This is a genomic window from Vibrio thalassae, assembly GCF_900089835.1.
Classification (GTDB): domain Bacteria; phylum Pseudomonadota; class Gammaproteobacteria; order Enterobacterales; family Vibrionaceae; genus Vibrio; species Vibrio thalassae.
In genome coordinates this window covers 1-14,287 of sequence record NZ_OANU01000025.1, presented here as the reverse complement: position 1 = coordinate 14,287, position 14,287 = coordinate 1, and the positions used below count along the sequence as shown (strand labels likewise).

Annotated in this window: 14 protein-coding genes; 9 read left to right on the top strand and 5 right to left on the bottom strand. The window is 43.6% G+C overall.

Annotation, left to right across the window (positions count from 1 at the left end):
- The first annotated feature begins 624 nt into the window (after positions 1-624).
- The 3 genes from VTH8203_RS10105 (at position 625) to VTH8203_RS10095 (ending at position 3,818) form a co-directional block, all read left to right on the top strand.
- Positions 625-2,055 (top strand): sodium-dependent transporter, encoded by a 1,431-nt coding sequence (locus VTH8203_RS10105; protein WP_096993563.1) that lies wholly within the window; start codon positions 625-627, stop codon positions 2,053-2,055.
- Between the two features lie 132 nt (positions 2,056-2,187).
- A complete protein-coding gene (locus tag VTH8203_RS10100; RefSeq protein WP_096993562.1) occupies positions 2,188-2,808 on the top strand; it encodes a 3'-5' exonuclease in 621 nt (206 codons plus the stop codon).
- 107 nt (positions 2,809-2,915) lie between these two features.
- The gene (locus VTH8203_RS10095) at positions 2,916-3,818 is read left to right on the top strand and encodes a DMT family transporter (protein WP_096993561.1); all 903 of its coding nucleotides are present in this window, start codon (positions 2,916-2,918) and stop codon (positions 3,816-3,818) included.
- Here the strand turns inward: VTH8203_RS10095 and VTH8203_RS10090 are convergent.
- The 4 genes from VTH8203_RS10090 to VTH8203_RS10070 form a co-directional block, all read right to left on the bottom strand.
- Positions 3,815-4,594 (bottom strand): hypothetical protein, encoded by a 780-nt coding sequence (locus tag VTH8203_RS10090; protein WP_096993560.1) that lies wholly within the window; start codon positions 4,592-4,594, stop codon positions 3,815-3,817. The genes VTH8203_RS10095 and VTH8203_RS10090 overlap by 4 nt on opposite strands.
- Positions 4,581-5,282 carry a hypothetical protein gene (locus VTH8203_RS10085; protein ID WP_096993559.1) on the bottom strand — a complete coding sequence of 234 codons (702 nt, stop codon included), beginning with the start codon at positions 5,280-5,282 and terminating at the stop codon, positions 4,581-4,583. The genes VTH8203_RS10090 and VTH8203_RS10085 overlap by 14 nt, the downstream gene beginning before the upstream one ends.
- Positions 5,283-5,455: 173 nt before the next feature.
- Positions 5,456-5,974, bottom strand: coding sequence for a MerR family transcriptional regulator (locus tag VTH8203_RS10080; protein WP_096993558.1), 519 nt, complete (start codon positions 5,972-5,974; stop codon positions 5,456-5,458).
- Positions 5,975-6,258: 284 nt separating this feature from the next.
- Positions 6,259-7,581 (bottom strand): PTS sugar transporter subunit IIC, encoded by a 1,323-nt coding sequence (locus VTH8203_RS10070; protein ID WP_167385811.1) that lies wholly within the window; start codon positions 7,579-7,581, stop codon positions 6,259-6,261.
- Positions 7,582-7,946: 365 nt separating this feature from the next.
- Between VTH8203_RS10070 and VTH8203_RS10065 the strand changes: the two genes are divergently transcribed.
- The 4 genes from VTH8203_RS10065 to VTH8203_RS10050 all read left to right on the top strand — a co-directional run bounded on the left by VTH8203_RS10065 (position 7,947) and on the right by VTH8203_RS10050 (position 11,339).
- Positions 7,947-8,252 carry a PTS sugar transporter subunit IIB gene (locus VTH8203_RS10065; RefSeq protein ID WP_096993556.1) on the top strand — a complete coding sequence of 102 codons (306 nt, stop codon included), beginning with the start codon at positions 7,947-7,949 and terminating at the stop codon, positions 8,250-8,252.
- A gap of 80 nt (positions 8,253-8,332) precedes the next feature.
- Positions 8,333-9,661 (top strand): PTS sugar transporter subunit IIC, encoded by a 1,329-nt coding sequence (locus VTH8203_RS10060; RefSeq protein WP_096993555.1) that lies wholly within the window; start codon positions 8,333-8,335, stop codon positions 9,659-9,661.
- Positions 9,662-9,757: 96 nt separating this feature from the next.
- Complete coding sequence (gene chbA / locus VTH8203_RS10055; protein WP_279627172.1) at positions 9,758-10,090, top strand: PTS N,N'-diacetylchitobiose transporter subunit IIA; 333 nt, start codon at positions 9,758-9,760, stop codon at positions 10,088-10,090.
- Between the two features lie 292 nt (positions 10,091-10,382).
- On the top strand, positions 10,383-11,339 hold the full coding sequence (locus VTH8203_RS10050; protein ID WP_096993553.1) for a LacI family DNA-binding transcriptional regulator: 957 nt from the start codon (positions 10,383-10,385) through the stop codon (positions 11,337-11,339).
- A gap of 68 nt (positions 11,340-11,407) precedes the next feature.
- Here VTH8203_RS10050 and VTH8203_RS10045 read toward each other — a convergent pair whose 3' ends face one another.
- Positions 11,408-12,202, bottom strand: a complete 795-nt coding sequence (locus tag VTH8203_RS10045) for an AraC family transcriptional regulator (protein WP_096993552.1) — start codon at positions 12,200-12,202, stop codon at positions 11,408-11,410.
- 99 nt (positions 12,203-12,301) lie between these two features.
- Between VTH8203_RS10045 and VTH8203_RS10040 the strand changes: the two genes are divergently transcribed.
- Together VTH8203_RS10040 and VTH8203_RS10035 are read left to right on the top strand one after the other, a co-directional pair.
- Positions 12,302-13,216: a DMT family transporter gene (locus tag VTH8203_RS10040; RefSeq protein WP_096993551.1), complete on the top strand. Its 915-nt coding sequence runs from the start codon at positions 12,302-12,304 to the stop codon at positions 13,214-13,216.
- 88 nt (positions 13,217-13,304) lie between these two features.
- Positions 13,305-13,790 carry an acyl-CoA thioesterase gene (locus VTH8203_RS10035; protein WP_096993550.1) on the top strand — a complete coding sequence of 162 codons (486 nt, stop codon included), beginning with the start codon at positions 13,305-13,307 and terminating at the stop codon, positions 13,788-13,790.
- Positions 13,791-14,287 lie beyond the last annotated feature (497 nt).

Below are 14,287 nucleotides of genomic sequence, written 5' to 3'. Positions count from 1 at the left end.
AATATGCCTCAAAATGACTATAATTAAAGTAATCAACTAGATTTAGTCAGATTAATAACACAACCATCTAAATTGAACACATTACTCAAACTCATACGCCAAAAATAGTGCAAACTATATTGTACATCATCTAAAGATGCTTTTATAAGAAAGACATATTGACAAGTTCATTTTGACATAAAAACTCTTTAAAGCCACCCCATTTGTTAGCGATTTGTATTGCATTTTTAGTCATATTTGATGAAATTTTTATCGAATTGTAATTCTCGAATTTCACGAAACAATATCCTCTTTTTTCATAAAGAGATGCTAAAAATCATACTGGCATCAGAACAAACCGCTGCTTTATGCAACAAACTGATTATTGAAATTCTATAAACTTGGCATTTCGGTCAAGCAAATTTGGAAAATCAAACAATTAATGTTTAAAAAATCAGCAGTTGACAACAATTTGATGACAAAAGTTAGAAAAAAACACCTTTTAGACTTCCAACTCAAATCATAAACTGTTTTACTTGTCACTGTTAGAGCGCCTCTACAAATTTTAGAAAGTGTATAAAAATAAATACACATACTTTTCGGCGCCAAAGTTACGGACAAACACAACAGATTATCGGAGTTATCGTGGCAACGAGTAATACAAACACAACACCCCGTGAAAATTGGGGTTCGAAGCTAGGCTTCGTAATGGCCGCTGCAGGATCTGCAGTTGGTCTTGGTAATATTTGGAAATTCCCTTACACAGCAGGTGAAAATGGCGGTGGTGCATTTATCGTTATCTATCTTGCATTTGTAATCTTTATTGGCTTTAGCGTCATGCTTACTGAATTTGCAGTTGGTCGTAAGACTGGTCGCAGTGCAGTAGGTGCGTTTAAGTCGACAGACGGTCGCTGGACTTTCGTAGGTGTCATCGGCGTTCTGAGTGGTCTACTTATTATGGGTTTCTACCCTGTTGTAGGTGGTTGGGCTCTAGCGTACGTTCAAAAAGTGTCTACTGGTCTTCTCAGTAACCCTGAAGCTATCGGCGATAGTTTTGGTGGCTTCATCACTAACCCAATTCAGCCATTGATGTGGATGGGTATCTACTTGCTAATGAACGTAATCATCGTTAGCCGCGGTATTTCTGGCGGTATTGAAAAAGCAGGTAAGATACTAATGCCAATCCTATTCCTGATTCTTATCATTGTTTCAGTGAAAGGTTTATCTCTACCAGGTGCAATGGCTGGCCTTGAGTTCTTATTTAGCCCTGACTTCTCCAAAGTAGACAGTGGTGTTGTGCTTGCTGCACTAGGCCAAGCATTCTTCTCTCTAAGTTTAGGTATGGGCTGTATGATCACATACGGTAGTTACCTGAAGAAGAAAGAGAACCTTGTTCAAACTACAGGTATGGTTACGGCAATGGACACGGGTGTGGCAATCCTAGCCGGTGTTGCAATGTTCCCTGCCATGTTTGCTCTAGGTATGGAACCAGCAGCGGGCCCGGGTCTTGTCTTCGTTGTTGTACCTCAATTGTTCGCAGAAATGGGCGGCATTGGTCTTATCTTCGCACTACTTTTCTTCGTAGGTCTAACTGTTGCAGCGCTAACGTCTTCAGTTTCTCTACTTGAAGTTGTAGTGTCTTACCTAATTGATGAAAAAGGGTTCAAGCGTACAACCGCAGTACTAACTGCTGCTGCAGTAATGGCAGTACTATGTATCTTTGCTTCTCTGTCTCTAGGTGGCGTTGGTCCAACACTGTTTGATACGGGTGCGTTCGACATCTTCGACCTGATGACAGATAAGATCTTCCTAGCTGTTGGTGGTATGTTGGTATGTATCTTCGCAGGTTGGAGATTAAGCCGCGAAGAACTAGAGAAAGAAGTCACAAATAACGGTGAAGTGAAATTCCCACTATTCGGTCTTTGGTACAACCTAGTTAAATTCGTTATTCCTGTAGCAGTCGCCATCGTTGCGTTTGCAGGCATCTCAAGCGGTTTCGACAGTGGTAAAGGTCCGATCATGTTGATGGGTATCGGTATCATCGTGTTGACAGGTATTCTTTCGAAGAAACTCTAATACTAAACAATATTGAACAAGAGGAATCCTAGGATTCCTCTTTTTTTTGCGTCATACAACCCTGTTTAATGTTCCCCTTCGTATGACTTCGCGTTAGACTCTGCGCCCCAAGTAAAATACGAGATTCTATTGATGTCTGCCTCCGCTAAAACCGTCGTTGTACTCGACTTTGAAACTACCGGGCTTTCTCCAAATCAAGGCGATAGAGCGATTGAGATTGGTGCCGTCAAACTCGAAAACGGCAAAATAGTCGACCGCTTCCAATCGCTGATGAATCCAGGGTTTCGAGTCAGTGGATTCATTGAAAACTACACTGGCATTAGCAACGCTATGTTGGCTAATGCTCCAAGTTGTCATGAGGTGATGAGTCGGTTCTCTTCATTTATTGATAACAGCAATCTCGTCGCTCACAACGCATCATTTGATAAGCGTTTCTTGGATGCCGAGTTGGAACTTATTAATGCGGGTTACACGGGTGAGTTTGCCTGTTCGTTATTGGTGTCACGCCGATTGAACCAGGAAACCCACTCGCACAAACTCGGAGACTTGGTCAAATATCACGGTATCGATAACGACGGTGTATTTCACCGTGCTTTAGCCGATGCTGAAGTCACGGCGTCACTATGGTTACTATTGGTTCAGTCAATTACTGATAATTTTCAGATCCAAGACCCGAGCTTTGAACTGATGCAAAAGCTTTCCAAACAACCCAAAGCCTCAGTACAGCAGTTTCTCCTCAAGCAGAAACGATAACTAAACCACTTATGGATTTTTTCTATATATAAATTGAATCATAGTGTGAAATGACTCCCGCGGTATGATGTAATACAGACTCTGCCACTCGCCAATTAGAGTCTCAAATGAATGTAAGCTTTGACCAACTAGTGCCCGTTGGCGTCCGATATATGGTGCTGTCTGCACTTGGGTTCGCTTTGATGTCCGCATCGGTAAAATACGTCAGCACTTATGGAATACCTGTGTTTGAAATAGTAGCCGCGCGGGCATTAGTCTCATTGATACTGAGCTATGTTGATGTGAAAAGGAAAGGTATTTCGATATGGGGAAATAACAGAAAGCTATTATTAGCTCGAGGTGTGATGGGCTCACTAGCACTAATTTGTGTCTACTATGCCGTAACCACACTACCGTTAGCCGAAGCAACCATCTTGCAATATATCCACCCTGTCTTCACCGCATTGCTGGCTTTCGTGTTCTTAAAAGAACGCGTTCAATTTTCGACATTCATTTGTATCTTTTTAAGCCTGTTAGGCTTATATACTATGGTCAGCCCCACTTTAGGTGCTAATAGTACAGAACATCTGCCGCTATTTAGTGTTGGTGTTGCCTTACTCGGTGCTTTGGGTAGTTCAATCGCTTATGTGATCGTCAGAAAGCTGAGTCAAACCGAAGACAGTTCCGTTATCATATTCTACTTCCCATTAGTGGCCCTGCCTTTGTCTCTATTACTCATCGGTGATGACTTTGTCATGCCCGATGCGCACTTAACGACCATGCTAGTACTTATCGGCGTATTTACTCAAATCGGGCAACTAGGCTTAACCAAAGCGATGCAAACACAAGCGGCAGGGAAAGCCTCGGCCTATTCTTATATTCAGATCGTATTTTCGATATTGCTCGGTCTTATTTTGTTCAACGAGTTACCATCCATTTGGACCTATCTCGGAGGCACGCTAATCGTCGTCGGCGCACTGATTAATGTACTAGGCAAAGATTTGCGATTTCCATTTAAACGGCATAGTTAAACGCTCGTTCTGCTTTGTTTTGGCTTAGGGCGGTTATCTCGAAACGACTGATTTAATAGCCATAACGTAGACAAAATAATCACAGCAGCCACAAGAGCGCGCAGCCAATAAATCAGACTGCGCTTCACTAGGGTATGGTAGTCTGCAAATGCCGTAACAGAATACGAATACTGAGATGAGCTAACTTCATAGCTCATCCCTTTGTCATCAGCTTCAAGTGGCGCTCTGAAGTAGTTTGGTTGAAGATCGCTTTCTAGTTTGAATGCATAATTGGCATAAGGTAGTGTTGGTTCCAACCAGTGTCCTACTAGGCGACGTGGGTTAACATAAGCAAAAAATCGTCTATCTCCCTCGTCCACACCAACAACAAATGATGTTTCAGGAAAATAATCGGTGAGCAGCGACCAACCAATAAACACATCCCCACCAAGTGCGCCTCGCCAGTATTTTTGGTGCAATGAGGTTTTTCCTAGCATGCTGCAAACAAACGTCCCTTCCTCAGACTCTCTGATATAACCCACCGCTCTTATACGCTCATTTTCGTACGCTAAATTTGCGTAGCCATGCATCAAAGATTCTGGGCACGATTCATCATAAGGTAACTGCCTAATTTCGGTGACGATCTCTTTAATACTGTCATCTATATTCTGTACCGATTGCTTTGCACTCGTTTTTATCTCATCCGTTATATGTTGATAAGCTAATGTAGCGCTAAACATCAAAGCAACGGTAAGCGTAAGCGTTAATTTTGCCCAAGGTGAATTAAAAGTGTTCATAAACACCTCGTTCATTGCGCAATCGTGAGTAGATATCAAAGGCGAAGACAGCCCCAAAAACAATCAGCCCTAAGACGGATAAGCGAATAAAAAAAGTTTTGATTCGGTTAGTCAGCAACCCCACAGTTTTGGTTACTTTAATCTCGACAGGATAACGCTCTGAGGCAACGGAAATCGACAGTTCTTTGCCACTAAAAGCGGTTTGATTTCGATCCAGGATGATGTTGGATGAACCAGGGAAAGACATAGTAACACGCGCATCATTGTTATAAGGCTCTATCCACCAGCCGAGGATAACTCTGGGATTAATCGTTCCGATTACGATTTTTTCTCCACGATAAACCGCCAAGGCAAAGGAAAGATCTCGACGAAACTCTGTAACATGGAGACGGGCAAATATCACATCATCGACTTGTCTAGCGTCCCAAAATGCTTCATCAATTAGGCGTTCGTGTTGACCGAAATTGCTGCAGTAATTTGGATCCTCATTCACCGTATTAGCCATCACAATGCCTCGAATGCCCACGCTGTTGAAAACATGGTGAGCCAATGCAGTCTGGGTTTCAGGTGGACATTTTTTATCGATAGGTATGGAGCGCAGCTCTGTCTCGATCATCGATAACTGTTTGTCGATACGCTCGATAATCAGTTCAGCATCGCAACTTAGTTCTTCGCGAAAGGTCATCATTTGATAGACGCAGCCAATCAGCAGAGTGTAAAGAAAAATCAGAGAGAGGTTTTGCCAAGTCCGTCTGGTTATCATAAGTATCGATAAAAAGGATATGAAGACGGAGAATCATAACATTTGACTAATGTCGGTTTCTTTATCTCAACTCAATATTGCACCCTCACGTTTCTCAACTATCGAGAATTTTTACGAATTTCTTCAATTTCTTGGCTACTAATATTGAGTGACTCGAGAAATTCTTGGTGAGCGTCAGGCTGCATTTTTTCAAATTGGCGATGCCAGTTCGCCATATCTTGTTCGTCAAACCCTGAATTTCTCATGATGTCTAACCACTGAGTCTTGTTCATGGAGTTGGTTTCCAACAGATTCGGCTCCTCTAATGCCGTCAGAATCGCTCTTTGCTGATGGCGTAATGCGGTTATCTCGCGTTCTAAAGCGTCAAACTGTTCTCTTAACGTTTGCTCTTGAACTTGCTCACTTTGTTTATCAAGCAACAACCCGATTTCTTGAATAGGCAACCCAAAAGAGCGGTATGAAAGAATATTTTTTAAACGCGTAATCTGTTTATCACCGTACCATCGATACCCATTATCAGAGCGGTGAGCGGGTGATAACAACCCAGCCCGCTCATAATAAAGAACCGTGGTTCTAGACACATGGCATTCACGTGTAAGTTGTGTAACGGTTAGCATGGTTGTTTAGCCCTCTTCACGATGAATCTCGGAACCAATACGCTCAAGAACAACAAAGCAACACCAATGAGCGCAAGTTGGTTTGGCACTTCTGAAAATAGTAGATAACCAATAGCCATAGCGTAAACGATTTTTATGTATTCGACGCTAGAAACAACATTGGCTTCGCCATATTTATACGCGCTGACGCCGACGCTTAATAACAACAAACAAACCTGAATGAAGCCTAAACCCTATACCTATAGACGGGTCAAACCTTTGACACTCCAATTTAGTGTGAAGCGCTACGAACTCGCGGTTCGTTTCTGCATTCTCTCAGCACGCTCAGCTTCTTGTTCCACCAAGATTTTTTCATGCGCTTTAAAGAAAGGTAGGTAGATAAAATACGAATTGAGCATCGCAAAACCGACCATTAACGCGTTAATCACGCTGCCATTAGCGGCCCACGCGGCACCGATAGGCGCAGGAACTGACCAGGGAATCATCAACACAACGCGATCAAGAATCTCAGCCGACGTAAGAAACCAAGCTAAGGTTGCGTTGATCATAGGCACCACTACAAACGGCACCAAAAACAATGGATTCATTATGATGGGAAAACCAAAGAGAATGGGCTCATTAATATTAAAGATCGCGGGAATCGCACCAACTTTACCTACGGACTTCAATTGGTTAGAGCGGCTTTTGATGGCTAGATAGACCAATGGCAAAGTAGACCCAACCCCACCAACTAGCAAGAAGAAATCCCAAAAGGCTGGCAGATAAATATGCGGTAATACCGCCTCTCCCGCTTCCAAAGCCGTTTGATTTTCGAGTAAATTCGACATCCAAAATGGATTCATGATGCCTGTGATAATCAACGCCCCATGGATACCCATAAACCACAGAAGCTGACAAATTAATATTGATACCAATACTGCTGCTAGGCTATCTGAAGCTAGCACCAATGGCCTAAATAACTCTTCAATCAATTGAGGAAAATGAACACCAAACTGGGCTTCTAATGCAACGTTAAACGTTGAAATAGTGCTCAAAATAACAAAAATCGGTATCATCAATTTGAAGCTTTGAATGGTCAAAATTGGGACATCTTCAGGCATATTGATGTACCAACCTTTACGAATGAAAAGCCTCACCACTTCAATAGAGTAAATACTAGCGATCAGTGCGGTAAATAGCCCAGCGCCACCTAAATACCGTACGTCCTCTTGGCCATTCAAATAAAACCCAGCGAGCATGAGAAACGCCATACAGCCTGTAAGTCCTGATAACCGTTCTGGTAACTGATAACTTTTGGCCAGGCTGGCTGATACCCCAAACGATACAATAAGTCCGACCACACCAAGGGTTAACTGGTAAGTAGGCAGCAAAATCGGTCTCAATGTATAAGACAAATCTAGCCACGCCACGGACATCCATGATTCTGGATTAGCAAAAGGAGGAAAAATTATGGGTACAAACATGCACCCAACAAAAATAAACGGCATAGCCAGCTGAAAACCATCACGCATTGCCATCAAATGCTGACTGCGCATAAGCAACTTAGCGATAGGATTCATGAACTGTTCAACCTGATTAGCAAACAGTCGCATTACGGAGTGGTTCATTTGAGTTACCGGATATCGAGACGCGAGCAAGAATAACGTAATACTCAATAAGGCGGAAACTCAGCATCCAATTCTGATGAGTGCTGCACACTTTTTATTACCATTTGATCAAGTCACACTTGTTACCTTCAACTGACACCACCCATCAAACGAATGTTCTTTAGTATTCCCTAGGGAAACTGGAGTATTTCATTGAACGTTTCCAAACATCTTATAGTTCGTTAACTGAGTCACGAAATCTTTCTTTGTTAATCCTTTTCTAGTGATCGTTTTCACACTTGACTGGAAAACATTTGGAAACCGGTTTCCAAATGTTTTCCAAAAGAGCATAGTAAAAAGGAATTCAAGATTCTGGAGAACTAAAAATGAAAAAAATTATGCTTTGTTGCTCTGCTGGTATGTCTACTTCTTTACTAGTTAAAAAAATGGAGGCGTCAGCTCAAGAACGTGGTATCGCGGCTGAGATTAAAGCATTCGGCGCAAGTGAATTTGATATGCAAGTTGGTAACTACGAAGTGGTTCTACTTGGCCCGCAAGTGAAATACATGCAAGCCGATTTCCAAAAGAAAGCCGATGCTCACGGCATCAAAGTTGAGCCTATCAACATGATGGATTACGGCATGCAGAAAGGCGACAAAGTTCTTGATTTCGCTCTAGAACTTATTGGCTAGGTTTTCAGCTCGGTGTCCCCCCTTAGTCATATTCCGACACCGAGCTCTCTTTTTCTTAACATCCAAACGAGAGCTTCAACATGGGCGCTATGTACGACAAAATGGTCAATGTTATCGAGCAAAAGGTCACTCCTATTGCTGGTAAAATCGGCCAACAAAAATATATCACCTCTATCCGCGACGGCTTTATCGCGGCACTACCTTTTATGATTGTTGGTTCATTCATGCTGGTGTTTATCTTCCCTCCATTTTCTTCGGAAACTACGTGGGGTTTTGCACGAGCATGGCTAAACTTTTCTGATACTTACCGTGAACAACTGATGTTGCCGTTTAACCTAAGTATGGGGATTATGACGATATTCATCTCTGTGGGTATCGCCTCAAGCTTGGCACGTCATCATAATCTCGACCCTGTCACCACTGGTCTACTGTCATTGATGAGTTTCCTTTTGGTTGCTGCACCAGTACAAGACGGTATGCTGTCTATGCAGTACTTCTCAGGCCAAGGGATCTTTACTGCGATTATTACCGCTATTTACTCAACAGAAGTTTACGCTTACCTAAAACGCAACAACATCACCATTAAACTTCCACCAGAAGTACCAACCGGTGTTGCTCGTTCGTTCGAAATCCTAATCCCAGTGTTAGTCATCATCATGACCCTGCATCCATTGAACCTATTCATTGAAGCACAAACAGGCATGATCATTCCTGAAGCAATTATGGCGCTTGTACAGCCACTAGTATCAGCTTCCGATACTCTACCAGCGGTACTTCTTGCGGTTCTTGTCTGTCAAATTCTTTGGTTTGCTGGCATTCATGGTGCGCTTATCGTGACAGGTATTATGAACCCGTTCTGGATGGCAAACCTTTCGGTAAACCAAGCGGCAATGGCAGCAGGTGAAGCGATCCCACATATCTTTGTTCAAGGTTTCTGGGATCACTACCTACTGATCGGTGGTGTAGGTTCGACGCTTCCACTTGCGTTCCTACTACTACGTAGTAAAGCCGTTCATCTTCGTACTATCGGTAAAATGGGAGCAGTTCCAGGCATGTTCAACATTAACGAGCCTATCCTATTCGGTGCACCAATCATCATGAACCCTGTGTTCTTCCTACCATTCATTTTGGTTCCTATGGTTAACGCAACATTAGGTTGGTTCGCTCTTGATTGGGGACTAGTTGAGCGCGTTGTTTCTCTAACACCTTGGACAACTCCAGGTCCTATCGGCGCTTCATGGGCAGCCAACTGGGCTTTCAGTCCTGTCATCATGTGCTTTATCTGTATGGCTATGTCAGCAATGATGTACCTACCATTTTTGAAAGCCTATGAGAAACAGCTTCTTGACCAAGAAGCGGCGGAAGAGAAGAAACAACAAGAAGCTGCAGGACAACCTGTCACAGCGTAATCCCCCAGAGCATCACATTTCACACCGTCGCCCCCTCAGTCTTAGTTGGGAATAAGCAAAGGGGCGGCACCTATCTTTGAGATAGAGTCATTTAGAATTAAGAGGTATCAAATGGACACAATGGATTTAGAAGAGCAAGTAATGGGCATCATCATCAACGCAGGCCAGTCTCGTAGCCTATGTTACGAAGCACTACGCCACGCTAAAAATGGCGAATTTGATGAAGCAGAAGGCTTGATGAAAGAAGCTCAAGAATTTGCAAACCAAGCACACCTTGTGCAAACACAGCTCATTGAAGCCGATGAAGGCACTGGCAAAATGAAGATGACCCTAGTCATGGTTCATGCACAAGACCACCTTATGACTTCCATGTTAGCGAAAGAGCTTGTAGCGGAAATGATTGAACTTCATAAGCGCACCGCAAAATAAGCGGCTAAAACCTTTCATTTTTTCACAGTTGTCGATCATTCAGGGAACGAGTCAGAGGGAAGGTGTTTTCTAGGAGCATCTTACATTTGGTCGAAGCAGCTTTCTTGTGCTCCTACTTTCGAGAGCTGCTTTTTTCAACCGCTATTCACTTTTACTTATTTATCTCAGTTTTAACGACACACCTACCTTCATCAAGCTTGAGCTACGTGCTAGTAAAAGAGTACAATATTGGAAATTTCGGGAATCGGTTTCCCAACATCAAAAATTCTGCAAATGAAATAAGGTTGTTTTCATGGCTACTATTACAGACGTATCTTTGCTTGCAAACGTGTCGAAAGCCACGGTATCGCGTGTAATGAGCGGTAGTCGTGGAGTCAAGCCGGAGAGTCGTGAAGCGGTACTTCGCGCCGCTGAAGAGCTCAATTACCGCCCAAACGCGGCCGCGCAAACATTGGCAAATCAGCGTTCTGACTATATCGGCGTGATCCTATCTTCTACCGATGCAGGCCAAGTTTCCAGCTACCTGCCCTTGTTAGCAAAGGCACTAAAGGCCAAAGGTAAACACATGCTGGTACAGTTTGCGGAAACCCCAGCCGAGCAAGTCCGTATGGTGGAGGATCTTAATCAAAGACATTGCGACGCAATTATTTCTCTCGGTGGAACGGTCGAAGAGCTGAAAAATGACAACATCATTGCTATCGATAGCTTAGCCGATGTTTCTCATGCCATTGGCTACGACTACAAATTTGCCGCAGAAAGCGCGTGTCGATTTTTATCAAGCAAAGGACATTCCAGCATTGCCATTGTCGTCGATGATGACAGCTTCGCCTCGAGCCAAGTCATTGACGGCTATAAAACATCATTACAAAACTCAGCAATGCCTGTAAATCGCCAGTTGATTGTGACCGCCAACGGCAACAGCGAACAAGCCATCATGTCATTACTCAATAGCTATCATCCTTTTACCGCGCTTGTGGTTATGCGTGATAGCCAAGCTGCGGTAGCCATGAATTTGTTTCGAGACTTTAACCTTGCAACCCCGCAAGAGGTGTCCATCGTGTCACTCGAAGACTCTCAATTGGCAAGCCAGCTCAATCCACCGCTTACCTGTATCAGCTACCCATCGCAACAAATTGTCGATTTTGCAATGGAACAATTGGATGCCATTTTGGATGACAAACCTATGAGCCCAAGACCTCTAATTACCGGACGTTTAGTCACGCGAGAGTCCGTAACCAACCGCGGTTAGTCTTCAAAAAACAAAAAAGGAGTATGTTACATACTCCTTTTTTGAACTTGCTTGTCGTCTCATTTCAATCACTCCTGAAGCAGTTTGTTCTTGTACTGCTCCGGAGTTTGGCGCGAATACTTCTTAAACATGGCAATAAAGGGGCTAGCTTGGTTATAGCCCAAGGTAAACGCCACTTCTTTAACAGAATGACCGCCGCGAAGTAAATCCATGGAATACAAGTAACGTACTCTTAATCGCCACTCAGTAAAGCTCATCCCTAGTTCACTTTGGCAATAGCGCGCCAACGTTCTTTCGGTGGTGTGCACCCGACTCGCCCACTCCTTTAAACTGATGTCATTGGTTGGATCCTCTTCGATAGCTGACAGAATTGGCGCGAGATACTTATTGTTACTAGAAGGCAAAAAGTGATGTTGCTCTTGCTGATCGCTCAGTTGATCCAATAAAACTTGCACTAAACGTTTGTCTTTGTCTGATTGAGCCACGTTGATATGTCGATGGCGAAAGTCCTCAATAATAGAAGAGACAATTGGCGTCACCTTAATTAAGCTAGTTTTTTCTGGGAAAGTGGATGTGAGCTCATGTGCAATATTCAGTGAACAATATTCCAGTGGTTTACGATTATAACTGCAATGCATGACACCAGCAGGTACCCAAATCGCCAAATGAGGGGGAGCAAGAAAGCGGGTATCCTGTGCTTCCATTTCAAGGATCCCACCACTAATTAGCTGAATTTGCCCCCAAGGGTGGCAATGAACCCGAGTCTCTGTATTGGAAAGAAACGCATCGAAATTCATAAACACATCAGATGGCATTCTATCAATAGAAAGCGATGGATGAAGGTTACGTGACTTTTTTTTCAACTTGTCTTCCTATCGCGCTGAATGTCTTAGTGGAGATATTTATAATTATAACGACCTGTCACACTATGCATCAATCCACAAAACGCGACGAGGCTCACAATGGTTTACTTACTCCCTTTCCTAACCGTACTTATTTGGGGCGGGAATGCCATTGTGAATAAAATCGCGTCATCGATCATCGAACCAAGTGCAATGAGCTTTTATCGCTGGGCGCTTGCGATGCTAATCATGACCCCGTTTTGCTTACCTAAGCTAAAACGTTATTGGCCAGAAATTCGTCGCAACATTAGCAAACTCGCTTTTCTCGCCTTTTTGGGCATGGTACTCAATCAGTCTCTGGGCTACTACGCCGCGTTGACGACGACCGCTTCTAATATGGCACTTATCACCTCTTTGGTGCCACTTATCAGCGTATTTATGTCGGTGCCTCTGCTGGGCAAGAAAATCTCGATGCTCAGTATTGCTGGCGGCGTTATTTCCTTAGCTGGTCTGGCTTTCATGTTAGGTCAAGGCGACCTTGCTTTCTTTATGCAACAAACGGTTGCCCAAGGCGACATTTTAATGGTGATTGCTGCTTTTGTTTATGCTACTTACTGCGTGCTTCTAAAACGCTGGAAAATGCAATTATCTAGTTGGATGCTTATTTACACGCAAGGCGTATTTGCCGTGATTATGCTGTTCCCTCTGCTGTTGACCAGCGAAACAATACTGCCAACACCGGCTTCATGGCCTCTTATTGCCTATGCGGGCTTATTGGCGTCACTCGTTGCACCACTTTGTTGGGTTAAAGCTATTGACGTTATTGGTGCTGACAACAGCGCAATGTTCATGAACCTCTTACCTGTCATCGCGGTGGCTCTTGCTGCGGCCTTACTAGGTGAAACTATCACTCAATTCCACGTTATTGGCGGGCTTATGGTCATCTCGGGCGTTATTCTTTCTCAAGTTAAGATAAAACGTCGCAAAGTAGCCACGAATGCGGTGGAACAGAGCCTAACCATAGATAAACAATAACGACGATTGGTCTTCAATCCTTGTAGCCTACTGTTAACAATTTTGTCATACTCATCGAAGTCTCAAATAACAATAAGGACATGTTCAAATGAGTCGTGGCAAAAGAGACATCACCCTGCGTTTTCTTGCTGAACCGGGTGATGTAAATTTCGGCGGAAAAGTGCACGGTGGTGCGGTCATGAAGTGGATCGACTTAGCCGCTTATGCTTGCTCGGCAGCGTGGAGTGGCAAATACTGCATTACCGCTTACGCTGGCGGAATTCGGTTTGTTCAACCGATACACGTTGGCAACCTCGTCGAAGTCAGCGCCAAAGTTATCTACACCGGACGCTCGTCAATGCATATCGCCATTGGCGTGCAAGCCAGTGACCCTAAAGAACTTAAAAACCGTCTTACCACTCACTGCATTGTCATTATGGTGGCGGTTGATGAAGATGGTAAACCCACTTCCGTCCCTGAATGGATTCCTGAAACTGAAGAAGACGTTAAGTTACGTGATTCTGCCATCAAACTGATGAACATGCGCAAAGAGATCGGCGAAGAGATGGAAGCACACGTTAAATATCTTAAATAACCCACTCGTCTAGCTAAAAAGCACATCGACTTAACCGATGCAGGCAATGACCTCGCCATTGTCTGCATTTGCCACACACCTCACACCTACGCCCCTATTTTCCACCCAAAAGGATGAGTTTTTTGTCTCGGCCTTACTCTACACTCCAACCATATAATAGATTTTTTCTATATCAAGACCTCTAACTTGACTGTGAGATGACTATGAACCACCAATCTAAAATCCATCTTTATCAAATTTTCACAAGACTCTATGGCAACAAAAACTCAAACAATAAACCCTGGGGTGTGCGACGTGAAGTCGTATGAAGCGCTGTTCACCGCTTAACGAGTGAACCATCTGTATCACCAGATGAACCTAGGAGCCTGAATAAAGTAGCGGCTCTGACAATGTAACGAAGGTTGGCATTTGCCAATCGGGATCTAAATCGTGAGAGGACGATCCTCCTGATAACCACAAAATCGGGTGAGTGCTAGGTAGTCAGCATGATGAACATA